General features: G+C 64.8%; 25 protein-coding genes. 7 read left to right on the top strand and 18 right to left on the bottom strand.

Annotation, left to right across the window (positions count from 1 at the left end; genetic code table 11):
* Window positions 1-11 precede the first annotated feature (11 nt).
* Entirely contained in the window at window positions 12-896 is an 885-nt protein-coding gene (locus HMPREF2550_RS04745; protein ID WP_070763287.1) for a carbohydrate kinase family protein, read from the top strand.
* Between the two features lie 14 nt (window positions 897-910).
* On the opposite strand, the gene glmS is transcribed toward HMPREF2550_RS04745, so the two are convergent.
* The 18 genes from glmS to rpsJ form a co-directional block, all read right to left on the bottom strand.
* Window positions 911-2,779: a glutamine--fructose-6-phosphate transaminase (isomerizing) gene (gene glmS / locus HMPREF2550_RS04750; protein ID WP_070763289.1), complete on the bottom strand. Its 1,869-nt coding sequence runs from the start codon at window positions 2,777-2,779 to the stop codon at window positions 911-913.
* Between the two features lie 58 nt (window positions 2,780-2,837).
* Window positions 2,838-3,182 (bottom strand): nitrite reductase small subunit NirD, encoded by a 345-nt coding sequence (gene nirD / locus HMPREF2550_RS04755; protein WP_070790021.1) that lies wholly within the window; start codon window positions 3,180-3,182, stop codon window positions 2,838-2,840.
* 20 nt (window positions 3,183-3,202) lie between these two features.
* Window positions 3,203-5,734 carry a nitrite reductase large subunit NirB gene (nirB, locus tag HMPREF2550_RS04760; protein ID WP_070790024.1) on the bottom strand — a complete coding sequence of 844 codons (2,532 nt, stop codon included), beginning with the start codon at window positions 5,732-5,734 and terminating at the stop codon, window positions 3,203-3,205.
* A 75-nt stretch (window positions 5,735-5,809) separates the two neighbouring features.
* Window positions 5,810-7,312: a SulP family inorganic anion transporter gene (locus tag HMPREF2550_RS04765; protein WP_070763295.1), complete on the bottom strand. Its 1,503-nt coding sequence runs from the start codon at window positions 7,310-7,312 to the stop codon at window positions 5,810-5,812.
* 69 nt (window positions 7,313-7,381) lie between these two features.
* Window positions 7,382-7,624 carry a sulfurtransferase TusA family protein gene (locus tag HMPREF2550_RS04770; protein ID WP_070763297.1) on the bottom strand — a complete coding sequence of 81 codons (243 nt, stop codon included), beginning with the start codon at window positions 7,622-7,624 and terminating at the stop codon, window positions 7,382-7,384.
* Window positions 7,621-9,219 carry a 5-methyltetrahydropteroyltriglutamate--homocysteine methyltransferase gene (locus tag HMPREF2550_RS04775; protein WP_070790026.1) on the bottom strand — a complete coding sequence of 533 codons (1,599 nt, stop codon included), beginning with the start codon at window positions 9,217-9,219 and terminating at the stop codon, window positions 7,621-7,623. Before HMPREF2550_RS04775 ends, HMPREF2550_RS04770 begins: the two co-directional genes overlap by 4 nt.
* A gap of 12 nt (window positions 9,220-9,231) precedes the next feature.
* Window positions 9,232-9,597, bottom strand: coding sequence for a DsrE family protein (locus HMPREF2550_RS04780; protein ID WP_070790028.1), 366 nt, complete (start codon window positions 9,595-9,597; stop codon window positions 9,232-9,234).
* A 101-nt stretch (window positions 9,598-9,698) separates the two neighbouring features.
* Window positions 9,699-9,983 carry a 30S ribosomal protein S17 gene (gene rpsQ / locus HMPREF2550_RS04785; protein ID WP_038588273.1) on the bottom strand — a complete coding sequence of 95 codons (285 nt, stop codon included), beginning with the start codon at window positions 9,981-9,983 and terminating at the stop codon, window positions 9,699-9,701.
* Window positions 9,984-9,985: 2 nt separating this feature from the next.
* Complete coding sequence (rpmC, locus tag HMPREF2550_RS04790) at window positions 9,986-10,216, bottom strand: 50S ribosomal protein L29 (RefSeq protein ID WP_038588270.1); 231 nt, start codon at window positions 10,214-10,216, stop codon at window positions 9,986-9,988.
* Window positions 10,216-10,632: a 50S ribosomal protein L16 gene (rplP, locus tag HMPREF2550_RS04795; protein ID WP_070763303.1), complete on the bottom strand. Its 417-nt coding sequence runs from the start codon at window positions 10,630-10,632 to the stop codon at window positions 10,216-10,218. Before rplP ends, rpmC begins: the two co-directional genes overlap by 1 nt.
* Window positions 10,633-10,636: 4 nt before the next feature.
* On the bottom strand, window positions 10,637-11,380 hold the full coding sequence (rpsC, locus tag HMPREF2550_RS04800) for a 30S ribosomal protein S3 (RefSeq protein ID WP_070790029.1): 744 nt from the start codon (window positions 11,378-11,380) through the stop codon (window positions 10,637-10,639).
* Entirely contained in the window at window positions 11,380-11,739 is a 360-nt protein-coding gene (gene rplV / locus HMPREF2550_RS04805) for a 50S ribosomal protein L22 (RefSeq protein ID WP_038588261.1), read from the bottom strand. The genes rpsC and rplV overlap by 1 nt, the downstream gene beginning before the upstream one ends.
* 3 nt (window positions 11,740-11,742) lie before the next feature.
* Window positions 11,743-12,018, bottom strand: coding sequence for a 30S ribosomal protein S19 (gene rpsS, locus HMPREF2550_RS04810; protein ID WP_038588258.1), 276 nt, complete (start codon window positions 12,016-12,018; stop codon window positions 11,743-11,745).
* 16 nt (window positions 12,019-12,034) lie between these two features.
* Entirely contained in the window at window positions 12,035-12,874 is an 840-nt protein-coding gene (gene rplB / locus HMPREF2550_RS04815) for a 50S ribosomal protein L2 (protein ID WP_038588255.1), read from the bottom strand.
* A gap of 26 nt (window positions 12,875-12,900) precedes the next feature.
* Window positions 12,901-13,203: a 50S ribosomal protein L23 gene (gene rplW / locus HMPREF2550_RS04820; protein ID WP_070763305.1), complete on the bottom strand. Its 303-nt coding sequence runs from the start codon at window positions 13,201-13,203 to the stop codon at window positions 12,901-12,903.
* On the bottom strand, window positions 13,204-13,872 hold the full coding sequence (rplD, locus tag HMPREF2550_RS04825) for a 50S ribosomal protein L4 (RefSeq protein WP_070763307.1): 669 nt from the start codon (window positions 13,870-13,872) through the stop codon (window positions 13,204-13,206).
* The gene (gene rplC, locus HMPREF2550_RS04830) at window positions 13,869-14,525 is read right to left on the bottom strand and encodes a 50S ribosomal protein L3 (RefSeq protein WP_070763309.1); all 657 of its coding nucleotides are present in this window, start codon (window positions 14,523-14,525) and stop codon (window positions 13,869-13,871) included. The genes rplD and rplC overlap by 4 nt, the downstream gene beginning before the upstream one ends.
* A gap of 43 nt (window positions 14,526-14,568) precedes the next feature.
* On the bottom strand, window positions 14,569-14,874 hold the full coding sequence (gene rpsJ / locus HMPREF2550_RS04835) for a 30S ribosomal protein S10 (RefSeq protein WP_038588232.1): 306 nt from the start codon (window positions 14,872-14,874) through the stop codon (window positions 14,569-14,571).
* Window positions 14,875-15,520: 646 nt separating this feature from the next.
* Here rpsJ and HMPREF2550_RS04840 point away from each other — a divergent pair.
* The 6 genes from HMPREF2550_RS04840 (at window position 15,521) to HMPREF2550_RS04865 (ending at window position 18,839) form a co-directional block, all read left to right on the top strand.
* Complete coding sequence (locus HMPREF2550_RS04840; RefSeq protein ID WP_070763311.1) at window positions 15,521-16,024, top strand: Asp23/Gls24 family envelope stress response protein; 504 nt, start codon at window positions 15,521-15,523, stop codon at window positions 16,022-16,024.
* 2 nt (window positions 16,025-16,026) lie between these two features.
* The gene (locus HMPREF2550_RS11825) at window positions 16,027-16,329 is read left to right on the top strand and encodes a hypothetical protein (protein ID WP_083319779.1); all 303 of its coding nucleotides are present in this window, start codon (window positions 16,027-16,029) and stop codon (window positions 16,327-16,329) included.
* 96 nt (window positions 16,330-16,425) lie between these two features.
* Window positions 16,426-16,626 carry a hypothetical protein gene (locus tag HMPREF2550_RS04850; protein WP_070763314.1) on the top strand — a complete coding sequence of 67 codons (201 nt, stop codon included), beginning with the start codon at window positions 16,426-16,428 and terminating at the stop codon, window positions 16,624-16,626.
* Window positions 16,626-17,579 (top strand): Asp23/Gls24 family envelope stress response protein, encoded by a 954-nt coding sequence (locus tag HMPREF2550_RS04855; RefSeq protein ID WP_070790032.1) that lies wholly within the window; start codon window positions 16,626-16,628, stop codon window positions 17,577-17,579. Before HMPREF2550_RS04850 ends, HMPREF2550_RS04855 begins: the two co-directional genes overlap by 1 nt.
* Window positions 17,563-18,282 carry an Asp23/Gls24 family envelope stress response protein gene (locus HMPREF2550_RS04860; protein WP_070790034.1) on the top strand — a complete coding sequence of 240 codons (720 nt, stop codon included), beginning with the start codon at window positions 17,563-17,565 and terminating at the stop codon, window positions 18,280-18,282. Before HMPREF2550_RS04855 ends, HMPREF2550_RS04860 begins: the two co-directional genes overlap by 17 nt.
* On the top strand, window positions 18,279-18,839 hold the full coding sequence (locus HMPREF2550_RS04865; RefSeq protein ID WP_070790036.1) for an Asp23/Gls24 family envelope stress response protein: 561 nt from the start codon (window positions 18,279-18,281) through the stop codon (window positions 18,837-18,839). Before HMPREF2550_RS04860 ends, HMPREF2550_RS04865 begins: the two co-directional genes overlap by 4 nt.
* Window positions 18,840-18,858 lie beyond the last annotated feature (19 nt).

Below are 18,858 nucleotides of genomic sequence, written 5' to 3' on the forward strand. Positions count from 1 at the left end.
CGGTGGGAAGCATGATTACTGTGTACGGCGAAGCGCTCGTCGACCTCGTGCCCACCTCTACTGACCCGCTCGCCCCGCTGCAGCCCGCGCTCGGCGGCGGCCCCTTCAACGTCGCCCGCGCGCTTGGCCGCCTCGGCGCGGATGTGGAGTTCCAGTCCCGGCTCTCGTCAGACGCCTTCGGCACCGCGCTTAAGCGCTCGCTTCTCGACGCCGGCGTGCACCTTTCCAACTGCCCCACCGGCCAAGAGCCCACCACACTCGCCGTGACCGCCCTGGCCGCGGACGGCTCGGCCACCTACACCTTCTACGTCGACGGCACCGCCGACCGGCTCGCCACCCCCACCCCGGTAACCGGTGGCTACGCCGTCTTCGGCACGCTCTCGCTCGCGCTCGAACCGGCCTCGCTGCGCTACGCCGAGGCAGCCTCCGCCTCAGCTAAGGCGGGTGCCGTAGTTTGCTTGGATCCGAACATCCGGCCCGCCTTCGCCTCGGAGAAGCACCGCCTGTTCCTGCGCGGCATGCTCGACGACGTCACCGTGCTCAAACTCTCCGACGAGGAGGTCGACTTCCTGGGCGACACCTCGCGGGTGCCCGTCGTAGTGACCACCCTTGGTGGCGAGGGCATCAGCGTGCGCGCCCCCTTCGGCACGTGCACTGTGCCTGCGCCAAAAGTGCAGGTGGCCGACACGATCGGCGCGGGCGACACCATCATGGCCGCGCTGACCTACCAGTTCCAGCACCGCGGTCTCGACCGCGCGGGCCTGCTCGAGCTGAACGAGCAGCAGTGGGAGGAAATCCTTAGCTTCGCGGTACACGCCGCAGCACTGACTGTCTCTCGTACCGGCGCAGAAACGCCCCGCTTGGAAGAAGTACTTTCCTTCCAGCGGGGCGAGTAAAAGCTCGCGGCGAACTACTCCACGGTCACGGACTTCGCCAGGTTGCGCGGCTGGTCCACGTTCAGGCCGCGGGCCTCTGCTACCGCGCAGGCGAAGATCTGCAGCGGCACCGTCGACAGGATCGGCTGCAGCAGACCTGCGGACTCCGGAATGCGGATGACATCGTTGGCGTAGTCGGTGACGTCCTCGTCGCCCTCCTCCGCGATCACGATGGTCACGGCACCACGCGCGCGCACCTCCTGGATGTTGGAGACGACCTTCGCGTGCAGGTTATTGCGCGAGTGCTTGGACGGCACGATGATGAAGACCGGCTGGCCCTCCTCCACCAGCGCGATCGGGCCGTGCTTGAGCTCGCCGGCGGCGAAGCCCTCGGAGTGCAGGTACGCCACCTCCTTCAGCTTCAGCGCGCCCTCGAGCGCCACCGGGAACCCGACGTGGCGGCCCAGGAAGAGCACGGACTTCGAGTTCGCCAGGTCCTTGCCCAGCTGCTTGACCTGATCCTCGTTGTCCAAAACCGTCTGCAGCTTGTCCGGCATCGTCTGCAGCTCGTTCACGATGGTGCGGATCTCGTCCGCGTACTTGTTGCCGCGCACCTGCGAGAGGTACAGCGCCAGCAGGTAGGAGGCGACGATCTGGGAGATGAACGCCTTCGTCGACGCCACGGCGATCTCCGGGCCCGCGTAGGTGTAGAGCACCGCGTCGGACTCGCGCGGGATGGAGGACCCCACCGTGTTGCAGATCGCGATGACCTTCGCGCCCTGCTCGCGGGCGTGGCGCACCGCCATGAGCGTGTCCATGGTCTCGCCCGACTGGGAGACAGCCACCACAAGCGTCTGCTCGTTGACGATCGGGTCGCGGTAGCGGAACTCGTGCGCGAGCTCCACCTCCGTAGGAATGCGGCACCAGTGCTCAATGGCGTAGCGCGCCACCTGGCCCGCGTAGGAGGCAGTACCGCAGGCCACGATGACGATCTTGTTGATGGAGCGCAGCGTCGACTCGTCGATACGCAGCTCGTCCAGCGTCAGTGCGCCGTTCTCGTCGAAGCGGCCGTAGAGCGTGTCGCGCACTGCCGCGGGCTGGTCGTGGATCTCCTTTTCCATGAAGGAGTCGTAGCCGCCCTTCTCCGCGGCGGTGACGTCCCACTCCACGCGGAAGGGCTTGCCCTCCGCCGGCTCGCCGTCGAAGGTGGTGATCTGGTAGTCGTTCGCGGTCAGGGTAATGACCTGGCCGTTATCAATCTCAACCGCGTCGCGGGTGAACTCAATAAAACCGGAGACATCCGAGCCGAGGAAGTTGCGGCCCTCGCCCAGGCCAATGACCAGCGGGGAGTTCAGGCGCGCAGCGACGATGCGATCCGGGTGATCCTCCTCGATCGCCAACAGCGTGAACGCGCCCTCGAGGCGGTTGGCGGTCAGCTGCATCGCCTTGGTCAGGTCGCCTGCGGCCTCGTTGTCGTAGGTGTCCAGCAGCAGGGTGGCCGCCACCTCAGAGTCCGTATCGGAGATGAAGGTGTAGCCCTTGGCCTCGAGCTGGTTGCGCAGGGTGGCAAAGTTCTCGACGATGCCGTTGTGCACCACCGCGAGGCGGCCACCGCCCACCACGTGCGGGTGCGCGTTCGCATCGGTCGGCCCGCCGTGGGTGGCCCAGCGAGTGTGGCCAATGCCGAGGTGGGAGTCCGGCAGTGGAGACTTTGCGATCTCCGCCTCCAGGTCGGCCACCTTACCGGCCTTCTTGCGGCATTCAATGGAGCCCTGCCCCATCACCGCGACACCAGCCGAGTCGTAGCCGCGGTACTCCAGACGACGCAGGCCTTCAATGATGACGCCCAGCGCGTCGTGCTCACCCGACGCCGGGTCACCTACATATCCAACGATTCCACACATAACGACCACGATACACGGGGCAGACCTTTTCCCCGATTTCGCGCGCGCCTAATGGAACCTAATTGGACACGACCACCTTCGCCTCTTCCCCTTCGCCGTCCAGACGCACCTTGAAGGTGGCAAGGGCGTGGTCATCGCCCTGCAGCGACGTACCGTCGTCAAGGAAGAACTTCTGCTTCAGCAGCGGCGAAGCAATCGTGGGACGCCCATCGACCTCGCCGACGATCCCGCGCGAGATCACGCCCACGCCGGTGTAGGGGTCCACGTTGTCCACCGCGAACAGCTGCTCGCCGTCCGCCGTGTGCAGCCGGAAGATCGCCACCTGCTGCTCACCGGGCAACAGCGCCGCAGCACCGACGCCCACTGAGAGATCCCGCAGTGCGCAAATTACTGTGTCAGCCATTTTTCTTGTACTCCCTTGCTCTACTTCGCGCCGACGGTCGGGGTCATCAGCGGCACCTTGCGGCCGCCCTGCGGGTGCTCTTCGAACTGCACCGTCGGATCCGGCGTATCCGGCGCGTTGATAAAGGACACGAAGCGCTTAAGCTTCTCCGGGTCATTGAGCACGTCCTGCCACTCGTCCGAGTAGTTGGCCACGTGGTTATCCATGAAGGACTCCAAGTCATCGGCGATGCCCAGCGAGTCGTCAACGACGACATCGCGGATGTGGTCCAAGCCGCCCTCGACGTCCGCCTGCCAGGCTGCAGTGCGCTGCAACCGGTCCGCGTTGCGGATGTAGAAGGCCAGGTAGCGGTCGATGTAGCGAATCAGCGTCGTATCGTCCAGGTCCTTGGCCAGAAGCTCCGCCTGCCGCGGCGTGGCACCAGCGTTGCCGCCCACGTACAGGTTCCACCCCTGCTCCGTGGCGATCACGCCGATGTCCTTGCCGCGCGCCTCCGCGCATTCGCGGGCGCAGCCGGACACGCCCATCTTCAGCTTGTGCGGCGAGCGCAAGCCGCGGTAGCGCAGCTCCAGGTTGATCGCCATGGCCACCGAGTCCTGCTGCCCGTAGCGGCACCAGTCCGTGCCCACGCAGGACTTCACCGCGCGCAGGGACTTGCCGTAAGCCTGCCCGGACTCCATGCCGACGTCGATCAGGCGACGCCAGATCTCCGGCAAGTCCTCCGTGCGCGCGCCGAACATGGCGATGCGCTGGGCACCCGTGATCTTCAAGTACAGGCCGAAGTCCTCGGCGATGCTGCCCATCTCCTGCAGCTGGGCGGGCGTGATGTTGCCGGCCGGCTGGCGCGGAATCACGGAGTAGGTGCCGTTCTTCTGCATGTTGCCCAACATGCGGTCGTTGGTGTCCTGCAGGCCCGCGGTCTCGCCCTCCAGCACGTGGCTTTCCGTGTGCATGGAAGCCACGATGTTGGCAAAGGTTGGCTTGCACACCTCGCAACCGCCGCCGGTGCCGAAACGCTCGATGAAGGTGGGGAAATCCGTAATCCCGGTGGAACGAGCGATTTCGAAGAGCTCGGCGCGCGACTGGCTAAAGTGCGGGCACACCGCCTTGGACTGCTCGATGCCCTCGGCTTCCAGGATGCCCTTCATCAGCGGGATGCACGAGCCGCAGGAGGTACCTGCGCGGGTGGCACCCATCAGCGTTTCCACCGAGTGGCAGCCCTGCCCGATTGCCTCGCGCACATCCCCCTTGGACACGTTGTTGCAAGAGCAAATCTGTGTCTCGTCCGGCAGGTCGCCCGCGCCAATCGCGGTGGTACCCGCACCCGTCTCGGGCGCGATCAGGCTCACCGGGTCGCCCGGCAGCTCGGAGCCGACCATCGGGCGCAGCACCGAGTAGTTCGAGGCCTCGCCCACCAGGATGCCGCCGATGAGTCGCTTGCCTTCCGCATCCAGGATGAGCTTCTTGTACACACCGGACACCGGGTCCTGGATGTGCAGCTCCTTATGGTCCGCCTCAGTGGAGAAGGCGTCGCCGAAGGAGGCCACGTCCACGCCCATGAGCTTGAGCTTGGTGGACATGTCCGGGTCCTCGAAGTCGGGCGCAGGCTCGCCTGCGAGGCGCGCGGCCACGATCTCCGCCATCGTGTTGCCCGGCGCGACCAGGCCGTAGGTCTTGCCGTCGACGGCCGCGCACTCACCAATCGCGGAAATGTGCTCGATCGAGGTGCGGCACTGCCGGTCGGTGAGGAAGCCGCCGCGCGGGCCGAGCTCCAGCCCTGCGTCCGGGCCCATCGTGTCGCGCGGGCGGATGCCGGCGGAGAAGATCACCAAGTCCGTCTCAATCACGCCGTCCTCACCCAGGTCCAGGGTCACCGCGCCTTCGCGCTCCGTGGAGGGCGTAATCGAGCGGGTCGTCGCGCCGACGTGCACGTCCACACCCATCTGGCGGATCGCCTGCGAGAGCATCTCGCCGCCCGCGTCGTCTACCTGCAGCGGCATCAGGCGCGGCGCCATCTCCACCACGTGCGTTTTTGCGCCCATGTGCTGTGCCGCACCAGCCGCTTCCAGCCCGAGCAGGCCACCGCCGATAACCACCGCGGTCGCCTCGCCGTGCTTGCCCACCACGCCCTCGATCGCGGCGCGGATGCCGTCCATATCGTCCAGCGTGCGGTAGACGTGCACCTGCGGCAGGTCATTGCCCGGCAGGCGCGGCACGAAAGCGCGGGAGCCGGTGGCGAGGACGAGTTCTTCGTAGGAGAACACGTTGCCGTCGGCAAGCACGAGCTCGCGCACCTCCGGCTTGATCGACACCGCGCGCCCCGGCACAACCGTGACGTTGTCCGGCAGTGTGTCAAGGTAGAGCGCCTCGCGGTCCCAGTTGCCCACATAGCTGGACAGCTGCACGCGGTCGTAGGCGTAGTCCTCAGTCTCGCGGTTGATGATGGTGATCTGCGCCTCCGGGCGGCGCTGCGCAAGCTCCTGGGCGAAGCGATGGCCTACCATGCCAAAGCCGACGACCAGGATCTCTGCGGGGTTGGTCTGCGTAGTCATGAATCTGTCCTTCTCGATGTCGGGGGACTTACTCCCGACTCTACCCAGGTAAATGGTCGTACGCTTGGGGGCTGCTTAGCCCACCGCGCCCGTGAGGCGGCCGTGGAAGGCGCTCGCCTGCTCGCTCATGCCGACAAACCGCACCCGCTTGTCGTACTGCGCGTAGCGCTGCTCAATGGAGTCCAGCGCCGCGATGGTCGAGGCGTCCCACAACGTGGCCTCAGTCAAATCCACTACGACCTCTTCCGGATCGGAGGAGTACATAAACAGCGTGGTCAGGTCGTTCGAAGACGCAAAGAGCAGCTGGCCGCGCACCGCGTAGTGGGCCACGCCGTCGATCTCCTCGCGCGTCACCTCCACCAGGTGCGCCACGTTGCGCACAAACACCACCGACGCGACCAGCACACCGACCACCACGCCGATCGCCAGGTTGCTGGTCACCAGCACTACCGCCACGGTGATCAGCATCGTGACGGTCTCAGAGACGGGCAACTTCCGCAGCGTCGCGGGCGTAACCGAGTGCCAGTCGAAGGTGCCCACGGAGACCATCACCATCACCGCCACCAGCGCGGCCATCGGGATCTGGCCGACCAGGTCGTTGAGCAGCAGCATGAGCCCCAGCAGGAATGCGCCGGCGAAGAACGTCGACAGGCGCGTGCGCGCCCCGGAGGCCTTCACATTGATCATGGACTGCCCGATCATCGCGCAGCCGCCCATGCCGCCGAAGAGCGCGGAGACGATGTTCGCCGTGCCCTGTCCGAAGCCTTCGCGGGTTTTGTTGGAATGGGTGTCGGTGATCTCGTCGATAAGCTTGGCTGTCATCAGCGACTCCATCAGCCCCACCAGCGCCACGCCCAGCGCGTAGGGCGCGATGATCTGCAGCGTCTCCCAGGTGAGCGGGACGTGCGGAATCACCAGCTCCGGCAGGGTGTCCGGCAGCTCGCCGCGGTCGCCCACTCGGGGCACGTCGATACCGAAGGCCATGCACAGCGCCGTGACCACCACGATCGCCACCAGCGGCGCGGGCACCACCTCGGTCAGCTTCGGCATGCCCACCATGATCGCCAACCCCAGCGCCACCAGCGGGTAGACGGCAAAGGGCACGCCGAACAGCTCGCCGAGCTGCGCGGAGAAGATCATGATGGCCAGCGCGTTGACAAAGCCGACCATCACGCTGCGCGGGATAAACCGCATGAGCTTCGCCACGCCGAGCACCGCCAGCACAATCTGAAACACGCCGGCGAGCATGATCGCGGCCAGCATGTACTCGTAGCCGTAGTCGCGCACGAGCGGCGCGATGACCAGGGCGACTGCCCCCGTGGCGGCGGTAATCATCGCGGGGCGACCGCCCGTAATCGCCACCACCATCGCCATGATGAACGAGGAGTACAGCCCCACCTTCGGGTCCAGCCCCGCGATGATGGAGAAGCTAATCGCCTCCGGGATCAGGGCGATGCCCACCACCAGCCCGGCCAGCACCTCTTTGCTCAAGATTCGCGGGTTTCGCAGGGCCTCGCGCACGGTGGGCCGTGGCGCGTAGCGCACGCCCTCCTGCGCAGTCAGCACGGTGGCAGCCATGATCTCCTCTTTGGTAGCGGGTACAACGACCCACATACTCTAGCCCCGCCCGCTTATCGACGCCCGCGCTCACCCCGCCTTACGCAAGTAGTAATGCGGAGACTCCGCGTAGAGCAGCGTGTTGCCGGTGAGCCCGCACCAGGCGCGCAGGTCGATGTCGATGGCCTCGTTGACCGAGCGCAGATGGAGCACCTCGCCTGCGGCAACCTGGTCGCGGAACAGCAGGAAGAGCCGCACAAGCACATCTCCGCACGCAATGTCTTGCGCGTCCCAATAGTGCTGCGAGGCGGGCGGCTCCTGCTGCGTTTTCACTGCTGCGCGTCCCCCGCTTGGTGCAGGTAGGTATCGCGGGCCTCGACGATCTGCGCCAGCTGCTGCTGCGCCAGCGTATCGGCCACGATCGGGTTATCCGCAAAGGTGGCGAACCCGCAGTCGGTGCTCAGCAGCACGCGCTCTTTGCCAAAAGCCTCCACGGCAGCTGCGATGCGGGCCACGACGTCCTCGGTCGGCTCCAGCACTTGCTGCTTCTGGTTGAGTACGCCGACGCAGACGCGCTGGTCCTCCCGGATCCCGTGCAAGGCATCCAGGCTGCCAGCGCGTGGTGTGGCCAGCTCGAGCGAAAGCGTGCCCACGTTCAGCGCCGCAAACAGGTCGACGAAGGGGGCGAAGTCGCCCTCGAGCGCGGCCGACTCGTCCGTGGTCCAGTTGCCGCGGCACACGTGCAGTGCGAGCCGCTCTGGGTCGAAACCCTCGGTGAGCTGGTCCAGCAGCGACTGCGCAAAGGCGAGCTCCTCGTCCACGCTACCGGCAAGCTCGTCGAGCGCGCCGCACATGAAGGTGCGCCCGCCGCCGTCGTGGCGGCCGTAGACCACCTCGGTGAGCACAGGTTCATCGATCTGGATCATGGCGGTGCCCAGCGAGTACAGCTCGTGGAGCTCCTCGCGCAGCACGCGCACAATGTCGGTGGTCATCTCCTCGCGGCTTTCGTACGCCCGGTCGGAGACGCACTCCATCCACATCGTGCGGGTCAGCAGATAGGGCCCCGGGAGGCACACCTTCACCGGCGCATCGGTGATGGATTGCAGGAAGCGGACCTCGTGCGCCACGAGCGGCTTGTCACGCCCGAGCGGGCCGAAGACCGCAGGGTGGCGAACCTCGCCGGCAGGCACGTCCAGCGCGCGCAGTTCGCGCTCGAAATCCTCCGGGTCCTCCACGTACGGAAGCAGGTCCGTAATGGGGATGAGCTGGCAGTTTTGCAGCCTGCCCGCAACGAAACTGGAGTAGTTGTCGCGGCGCATCTCCCCGTCGGTGACCACGTCCACGCCGGCGCGCTGCTGCGCCGCGAGCACGAGCTGCACCGCATCGTCCGCGGTGGCCTGGAACTCCTCTTCCGGCATCCGGCCCGCGAGGTGCTCGTGGACCGCGTGGAGCAGCCAGGGCTTGCGCGGCCACGACCCCATGGTCACGACCGAAAGCGGCGCGAGCTTCGGCGCGGGAGTAGGTGCAGGGAACTCGGTAGGCACCGTCGGGGTAACCACTTCCTGGGTCACCGGCATCTGCGGGCGCTTGCGCTGCTTCTTGGCGCGCTTCTTCGGTGTGGGTTCCTGCGCGGGCTCAGCTGCCGGTGTTTCCGTGGGTGCTTCCGTAAACGCCCCCTTGCACACCAAAAAGCGCCAGCGGGCCTGGTCGGGTTCCTCGATCACGTTGACCAGCTCGTTGCCGGTGAGTCGGCACCACGAGGGCAGGTCGACTGGCACGGTCGGCTCGTAGGAGATGATCTCCAGCAGCTGGCCCGGATCGAGCGGATCAATGTGCTGGCGAATCAGTAACAGCAGGCCGTTGCCGCAGTCGAGGTCTCCCCCGTCAAAGCTCGAATGGGGCGGGTACGGATGTTGAGTCTGTGGCACTTGCTGCGCGCCCTAGTAGGAGACGCTCGGCGTGCCGTCGGCGAGGAACTCGACGAGCTTCGCGCCGCCGACGATCTGTGCGCCCTCGATGAGCTGGTCCTCGGTGTAGCCGCGCTTCTTAATGCACGGTGCGCACACGTAGAGGGTGCCACCGGCAGCGATGAAGTTGTCGATGAGCTCCTTGAGCGGGGCGAAGCCCTCCTCGTGGATGTCGTCGGCGTAGCCGTCGACTGCCAGGTAGGCACCCTCGGAGGAGAGGAAGACCATGGTGTCCTGGGCGGATCCGACCGCAGCGTTCGCTACGACGAAGCCGACGGTGGCCAGGTCAGTGTCGTTCTTGGCGTGGGCAATGGTGACGCAAAATTTTCCGGTAGACATGCGTCCCACCATACGCAGAAATCAAAGGACGTGTGGACGTCGATAAGCATGCAAAAAGCCGCACCCCCGAAATTGGGGGTGCGGCCTTGGCGCGCTAGAGACTAGCGAGCCTTCTCGACGATCTCGACGAGACGGAAGTGCTTGTCCTTGGACAGCGGGCGGGTCTCCTCGATAAGGACCAGGTCGCCGACACCGGCGGTGTTGTCCTCGTCGTGAGCCTTGACGCGGTTGGTCGTGCGGACGATCTTGCCGTAAAGGGCGTGGGACTTACGATCCTCGACCTCGACGACGATGGTCTTGTCCATCTTGTCGGAAACGACGTAGCCGCGGCGGCGCTTCTGCACTGCCTTCTGGGTGTTCTGTTCAGTCACGTTTGCCTCACTCATGATTAAGCCTCAGCTCCCGGGACGACGGACAGGCCGAGCTCACGCTCGCGCAGCACGGTGTAGATGCGTGCGATGTCGCGCTTCACGGTGGAGATGCGGCGGTTGTTGGTCAGCTGGCCGGTCGCGAGCTGGAAGCGCAGGTTAAACAACTCTTCCTTCGCGTCGGACAGGCGGCTCTTCAGCTCTTCATCGGTGAGTTCGCGGAACTCAGATGCGGGGGTACCGTTCGCCATTAGTACTGGTCCTCCTTCTTGATGATGCGAGTCTTGCACGGAAGCTTCGCAGCCGCACGGCGCAGAGCCTCGATAGCAACCTCGTCATTCGGGTAGGACATCTCAAACAGGATGCGACCCGGCTTCACGTTGGCAACCCACTTCTCCACCGGGCCCTTACCGGAACCCATACGCACGCCGAGCGGCTTCTGGGTCAGCGGGCGGTCCGGGAAGATGTTGATCCAGACCTTGCCGCCACGCTTGACGTGACGGTTGATGGCAATACGGGATGCCTCAATCTGACGGTTGGTGATGTAGGCCGGCTCGAGTGCCTGCAAAGCCCAGTCACCGAAGTTGATGGTGTTACCGCCCTTGGACACGCCACGACGGGTCGGGCGGTGCTGGCGGCGGTACTTCACGCGCTTAGGGATAAGCATGTGTTTAGCCCTCCTGCTTCTTCTCGGCGCGCTGGCGGCGCTGGCCGCCACGACGCGGGCGGCGGTCGCCGCGGCCACGGCGCTCGTTGGACGGAGCGTTGAGCTCAGACTCGCGGACACCGCCAACGACGTCGCCCTTGTAGATCCAGACCTTGACGCCGATGACGCCGAAGGTGGTGTGGGCTTCTGCGGTGCCGTAGTCGATCTCCGCACGCAGGGTGTGCAGCGGCACACGGCCTTCGTGGTAGCGCTCGACGCGGGACATTTCTGCGCCGCCCAGACGGCCAGAGGTCATCACCTTGATGCCCTTGACCTGCGGGTTGCGCATTGCGGACTGGATGGCCTTGCGCATCGCGCGACGGAACGCGACGCGGTTCACCAGCTGCTCAGCGATGGACTGAGCAACGAGGGTCGCGTTGGCGTCAACGTTCTTTACCTCGAGGATGTTCAGGGCAACCATCTTGCCGGTGAGCTTCTCCAGCTCGCGGCGGATGCGCTCTGCCTCGCTGCCGCGACGGCCAATCACGATGCCCGGGCGGGCGGTGTGAATGTCGACGCGGACGCGGTCGCGGGTGCGCTCGATGACGACGTCGGCGATGCCGGCGCGCTCGAGGCCCTTGGACAGGAACTCGCGGATCTTGATGTCCTCGTGGACGTAGTCAGCGTAGTTCTTGTCGGCGTACCAGTGGGACTTGTAGTTAGCGGTGATACCCAGGCGCAGGCCGTGTGGGTGGATCTTCTGGCCCATTACTTAGCCCCTTCCTTGGACTCGACAACGACGGTGATGTGGGAGGTGCGCTTCCGGATCTGGAAGGCACGGCCCTGGGCGCGCGGCTGGTAGCGACGCATGGTGGGGCCTTCGTTGGCCCAGCACTCGGACACGACGAGCGTGCGCGGGTCCAGACCGAAGTTGTTCTCAGCGTTGGCGGCTGCGGATGCAACAACCTTCGCGACGTCCTTGGCCGCACCCTGCGGTGCGTACTTCAGGATTGCGAGGGCCTCGGAGACGGACTTCCCGCGGACGAGAGCCAGCACGCGGCGGGCCTTCATCGGGGAGGTGCGGACGAACTTGGCAGTCGCGGATGCAGTGGTGATTGTGTCAGCCATTGCTTATCGACGTCCCTTCTCTGCCTTGACGTGACCCTTAAAGGTCTTGGTGGGTGCAAACTCGCCGAGCTTGTGACCGACCATGGACTCGTCGACAAACACCGGGACGTGCTTCCGGCCGTCGTGGACGGCGAAAGTGTGACCGATGAAATCGGGGAGAATGGTCGAGCGGCGGGACCAGGTCTTGATGACCTGCTTGGTACCGGCCTCGTTCTGAGCATCCACCTTGTTGAGGAGGTGCTCATCGACGAACGGGCCCTTCTTCAGGCTGCGTGGCATGTCTGTTTACCTCCTCTTAGCGCTTCTTGTTCTTCGAGCGACGACGGCGCACGATCATGTTGTTGGAGTAACGGTTCGGGTTGCGGGTACGGCCTTCCTTCTGGCCCCACGGGGAAACCGGGTGACGGCCACCGGAAGTCTTACCCTCACCACCACCGTGCGGGTGGTCGACCGGGTTCATGACAACACCGCGGACAGTGGGCCTCCAGCCCTTCCAGCGCATACGGCCGGCCTTGCCCCAACGGATGTTGATCTGGTCTGCGTTGCCCACCTCACCGACGGTTGCACGGCAGCGGATGTCCACGCGACGAATCTCGGAGGACGGCATACGCAGCACGGCGTAGGAACCTTCCTTACCCAGCAGCTGGATGGAAGCACCAGCGGAACGGGCAAGCTTGGCGCCAGCACCGGGCTTGAGCTCCACAGCGTGGATGGTGGTACCGGTCGGGATGTTGCGCAGCGGCAGGTTGTTGCCAACCTTGATGTCCGCGTTTGCGCCCGACTCGATAACGGTGCCCTGCTTCAGGCCCTTCGGCGCAATGATGTAGCGCTTCTCACCGTCAAAGTAGTGGAGCAGTGCAATGTTTGCGGTGCGGTTCGGGTCGTACTCGATGTGAGCGACCTTCGCCAGCACGCCGTCCTTGTCGGAGCGGCGGAAATCGATCACGCGGTAGCGACGCTTGTGGCCGCCGCCGCGGTGACGAGTGGTGATGTGGCCGTGGGTGTTACGGCCACCCTTCTTCGGGAGCGGGCGCAGCAACGACTTTTCCGGAGTCGAGCGAGTGATCTCCTCGAACTCGGAAACGGAGCTGGCGCGGCGACCCGGGGTTGTCGGCTTGTACTTACGAATAGCCATATTGTGTCCTTTTCTATCGAGTCTTCTTAGGCAGTTGCGCCGAAGATGTCGATGGAGTCGCTGCCCTCGCGGAGAGTGACGTAGGCGCGCTTGGTGTCCTTGCGCTTACCGAAACCGGTGCGGGTGCGCTTGCGCTTGCCCTCGCGGTTGACGGTGTTCACCGAAGCGACGTCAACGCCGAAAATCTCTTCCACGGCGATCTTGATCTGGGTCTTGTTTGCAGACGGAGCGACGTAGAACGTGTAGGTGTTCTGCTCCATCAGCGCGTAGGTCTTCTCAGAGAGGACCGGAGCGATGATGATGTCGCGCGGGTTAGCAGTCTTAGCCATTTACTTCTCCTCCTCCGCTGCGGTGGCGGAAGCCTTCGCCGCGTCGCGGTTAATGAAGGTGTGCAGTGCCTCGACCGAGAAGACCACGTCGTCTGCGTTGAGGACGTCGTAGGTGTTCAGCTGCCCCGGCTCAAGGATGCGAACGCCCGGCAGGTTCCTTGCGGAAAGACGGGAGTTGACGTCCTCACGGCCGATGACCAGCAGAACGGACTTACGGTCGGTCAGGCGCTCGATGAAGGCGCGTGCAGACTTGGTCGAGGGCTTCTGACCCGGGACCAGGTCCTCAACGACGTGGATGCGTGCGTTACGCGCGCGGTCGGTGAGGGCACCAACGAGAGCTGCCTTAATCATTTTCTTCGGGGTGCGCTGCGCGTAGGAACGCGGCTGCGGACCGTGAACGGTGCCACCGCCGGTGAACTGCGGAGCGCGGATGGAACCCTGACGGGCACGACCGGTGCCCTTCTGGCGGAACGGCTTCTTGCCACCGCCGCGCACGTCGGCGCGGGTCTTGGTGGCGTGCGTTCCCTGACGTGCGGCTGCCAGCTGTGCGGTCACAACCTGGTGCAGCAGCGGGATGGAAGCTTCGCGGTCAAAAAGTTCTGCCGGAAGCTCTACGGAACCGTTGGTCTTTCCGTCAGCGGTGTGGACGTCAAGCGTCAGGTTCGTCATGCGTGAGCACCGCCCTTCACTGCGGTCTTGACGGTAACAACGCTGCCCTTGGCACCCGGGATTGCGCCCTTGACCAGGATCAGGTTGTTGTCGCCGTCGATGCGTTGGATCTTCAGGTTCTGGGTAGTAACGCGGTTACCGCCCATACGGCCAGCCATGCGCTTGCCCTTGAAGACACGGCCCGGGGTAGCAGCGCCACCGATGCCGCCGACGCGGCGGTGTGCTGCCTGGTTACCGTGTGCGGCACCCTGGCCGGCGAAGCCGTGGCGCTTCATAGCGCCAGCGTAGCCCTTGCCCTTGGTGGTGCCAACGACGTCGACGTAGGTGTCGCCGTCGAAGATGGTCGCGTTGTACTCCTGGCCGACCTCGTACTCGGAGGTGTCGTCCATGCGGATCTCCGCAACAACGCGGCGCGGCGTCACGCCAGCCTTCTTGAAGTGGCCGGTCTGCGGCTTGTTGGACTTACGGGGGTCAATGTCGCCGTAAGCAATCTGGATGGCGCTGTAGCCATCGGTCTCTTTGGTACGAATCTGGGTGACCACACACGGCCCAGCCTCGACGACGGTGACCGGAATTACACGGTTCTCCTCGTCGAAGACCTGGGTCATGCCGAGCTTCTTGCCCAGAATGCCCTTGATCTGGTTCTCAGACATGTATTGGTTCTCCACTACTTAAAAGTTCGGGGATCTCTACTGCTTACTGGATGTTCACGTCGACGCTTGCCGGAAGGTCGATGCGCATGAGCGCGTCAACGGTCTTCGGCGTCGGATCGAGAATGTCGATGAGGCGCTTGTGAGTGCGCATCTCGAAGTGCTCGCGAGAGTCCTTGTACTTGTGGGGAGAACGAATAACGGCGTACACGTTCTTCTCGGTGGGCAACGGCACCGGTCCAACGACGCGGGCACCCGTGCGGGTGACCGTAGCAACGATCTTCTTCGCAGATGCGTCGATCGCCTCGTGGTCGTAGGCCTTGAGCCTGATGCGGATCTTCTGTCCCGCCACGCTTACCTCTTCCTCGCATCCCCACGTTCAACTCCTCGCCCCGCTCGAATGTCGATCGGAGTGAGAAACGAAATCGAAGCGGTGGGGTTTGTAGCTTCTAGTTTCTCTATAACGTTGTCCGGGCTGGGCCCATGGCTCAACGCCAGTGTCGTTTCATTGACTTCTTGACACTTCCGGAAGATGCAAGGCACCGCAAATAACTGCTGCGCAATCAGTGCTTCCGCCGCGACCCAAAGGCCGGGGTGCAAGACTCGGAAGGGTGCGTGACCCTTGCGTACTGCCGCTGTTTATTTGCCATGGCGCCTTCTCCGGCCCTCCCCAAGGGGAAGGTCCTTCTACCGAAGGTGTCATGTTTGCCGGACCATCGCGCTTGCGCGCCATGTTTCGGCAACCCGAGTATTAAAGCACGTCGCGCTATAAAGCGCAAGCTCAGCTTTTCGACGCCCACCCGTCCCCCATCACCCGTCGAGAAGAATGTTGCGAAACGGTACCAATTCGCTGCCGGCACTGCTCCATCCCGAGCGAGGTGTAAGAATCTGTGTAGAGTTGATGAAAGCCCGGGTCCCCGAGGATTGCGGCGTTCGCAACGCCGATGTACCGGGCCCTTATATATAGGAACAAAATCCGCAGTGAAGGAAGGACCGTCATGGCCGATCACACTCTGAACGACAACACCCTCGCAACCACCGATTCCGCTACCGGCGTCGACGCTGAGCAGACCCGCCCGCGTAACGAGAACCTGGAGTCCGACAGCGGCACCACCGTCATCGACGACAACGTTGTGGGCAAGATCGCTGGTATCGCGGCCCGTGAGGTCTCTGGCGTGTACAACCTGGGCGGCGGCGCTGCCCGTATGTGGGGCGCAGTCCGCGAGTCGCTGACCTCCTCCACCAACGTCCAGCAGGGCGTCAACGTCGTCGTGGAGGACGGCCACACCTCCGTCGCCGTCGCCATCATCGCTGAGTACGGCGTGGCAATCCACGAGCTGGCAAACGCCATCCGCGAGAACATCACCGTCGCGCTGACCCGCATGACCGGCCTGATCGTCGACCGCGTCGACGTCACCGTGCACGACGTGCACCTGCCGGAGCAGGAGACCAACGCTGATCAGGACGAGTTCCAGCCGAACAACCAAGCACTGGGTCAGTAGTCATGGCGCGGACCCCCATCACCCTTGAGGTCGGGGAAGCCGTCCGCGACAGTGCGCTCGGCGTTCCTGGTGTCGCCGGTCTGCACCGCGGCCGCGTCGGCGAGGTGGCCCTGCTGCTCCCCAATGCCCGCATTGACGGGCTGCGACAGGCCTACCGAGACGGCGAACGGGGCATCGAAGTACACATCGTCTTTGATACCGCCTCGGGGCGCGACATCCAGTCCGTAGCTACAGATGTCCGCTCCGCGATTCTGGACGCGGCGGATCTCCCGTTCGTCGACGTCGTCGTCGCTGACGCGCAGTAGGCACCCGACCCCACCCGCGGCTACGCGCCCCTCCCCTCTCTCCATTTGCGGGGGAGCCGCGCGCGGCCACCAATACCTCCGAAATGTGGTTTTAATATGAATGCTTTTTCCAATAAGGCGGTAACCGGTGCCCTTATCGGCGTGGTTATCGCGTTCTTTGTGACCTTCGGCGGTTGGCTGGGTCTTCTGTGGCTGCTGCTGTTTAGCGTGGTCGGCGGCGTCATTGGTGCGCAGCTGGACGGCCGCCTCGACATTGCCGAGATCTTCAACACCAACTCCGGCAAAGGCCGTAGCTAATGGGTACGACGTTCTACCACATCAGCGAGCGCGCGGTAGAGCGCGTTGCTGAGGTGGCGGCCTCGTCGGTGCCAGGCACCCTTGCGGTGGACGCGAAGCTGGCCGGACTTGCCGGCCGCAGCTTCCCCAGGATTGATGTCCACCTCGACCGACAGTCGGGTGTCGCGGCGATCGAGGCCGAGATCGCGACCGCTTACCCAGCACCCATTGCGGCGATTACCGACGCCGTTCGCGCGACCGTCATCTCACACGTGCGCACCCTGACCGGCCTCGACGTCTCGCGCGTGAACGTCTCCGTCGCCAGTGTTGAGGCCCAGGGCCTCGACGGACGTGTGACCTGGGACGAGGTGGCGAGCCACTCCGCGTTCGCCATCCCCACCCCGATCCGCGTCCACCAGTTATCGGTGGAGTCCCCGCGCACGAAGCAGCGTGCGCCGCTTACGGAGATCCACGCGCGCTCGCTGGCAGACGACATGTGGGAATTCAACGCCCCTCGTCCGGCTGCAGTGCAGAGTGTGAAGGCACCTCGTCCGGCGAAGGTGCGCACCGAGGGCTTCGCGCCGGACGCAGTCCGGGTGTCCTCCGTGGACACGCCCACTCCGGCCAAACCGTGGACGCCGCACACGCCCGAGCCGCGTGTACCCGCGCCGTTCACCGTCACGCCGACGCAGCTGCGCCGCGTGCGCGTGCCGGAGCCTGCGGCAGTTCGCCGTGCCGACGTACCGCCGCGCCGCCCGTTGACCAAGGTGTCTGCTTCCGCCCCGGCGCAGCTCACCCCGGTGCGCACCGCGCCCAAGCGCCCGTTGACCAAGATCAAGGTCAACGCGACGCCGCTGCGCGAGGTTGCACCTCCTGCACCGGCACCGCTGGCGCGCCCGCGTGCACCGCGCCCGGCACCGCTCAAGCAGATCTCTATTATTCCGGTGGTGAATGACTATGACCGCACCCGCTAACGCTCAGCCCGCGGACCAGCCGGAGCCTACGCAGCCAGTCGGCCCGCACCCGGGTGATGAGCCCCGCGCCAACCCGGCAGCCCGCTGGCTCACGATCCTCATCGCGATTGTGTTGCTCGCCTGCGCCGTCGTCGTTGGCCGCGACCTCTGGTACTACTTCCAGAACGACGACTTCTCCGACTCCTGGCTACGCCCCGTCTTCGAGTTCGTTGGCCGTGCGGTTATCGACGTCCCCGCAGTCACCGTCGGCATCATCATCGCCATCGTGGGGCTGTTCCTGATCATTTACACCTTCATGCCGCGGGCGCACACCCACGTGCGTGTGAACTCGCCGGCCTCGATCTGGACCCGCCCGGTGGACATCGCCCGCAAAGCGACGCACGTGACCCGCTCCGAGGTAGGCAACTCCCGGATCCAGTCCCGCGCGGACCGCAAGAAACTGCGCGTCCAGGTGGAGGACGACGGCACGGGCGCATCCCTCCAGGAGCGCCTCTCCTACACGCTGCAGAACGAACTCCAGGGGCTCAAGACGCCGCCGGCGATCTCGGTCAAGGTGCTCCCGAAGGCACAGGACCCAGCTGCGGCAGCGGGTGCGCCTGGCACGTCTGCCGGGGCTGATGCGGCCGGCACGCCTGCTGCAGCAGACGCAGGGTCCACCGCGGTCCAGCCGCTTCCAGAGCAGACCCAGGGGGTACAACGATGAGCAAGACACTTTCCTTCTTCGACCGGCTGGTCGTCTTCCTGACCGGTCTGCTGCTCCTGGTCGCAGGCCTGGTCCCCGTGGCCTACTACTGGGAGATTCCCTACGCCAGCGAGTACCTGAACCGCTTCGACCGCGAATCTCTCGGTTACGTCCCTGACGAGACCTGGTACCGCAACGCGCTGATCGCCGCTTTCGTGGTGCTACTGGTGCTTGGCGTATGGTTCTTCCTGGCCAATATCCGCAGCCGCGCCTTCAGCACCCGCGAGATCCTCACCGCGGACTCCCAGCACGGCGAAAGCACGATTAACGTCGCCCGCGTCGCCGCTGCCGCGTGCGAGTTCTTGGAGAAATCCGAGATGATCAACCAGGCCAAGAGCAAGGTCGCGGTAGTGGGCAACCGGCCCACCGCCCGCTTTACTGTCACCGCGGATCCCAGCTACTCCTACGAGGACCTCACGCGCTTCCTGGAGGGCGCTGACGAGGACTTCCGCCTGGCCAACCACACGATGGAGATCGACACCGTGTGGGAGCTACAGCTCGACCGCATCACTGCCTAGGGATCAACCAGCACCACGC

The organism is Corynebacterium sp. HMSC074A01, assembly GCF_001831515.1.
Lineage (GTDB): Bacteria > Actinomycetota > Actinomycetes > Mycobacteriales > Mycobacteriaceae > Corynebacterium.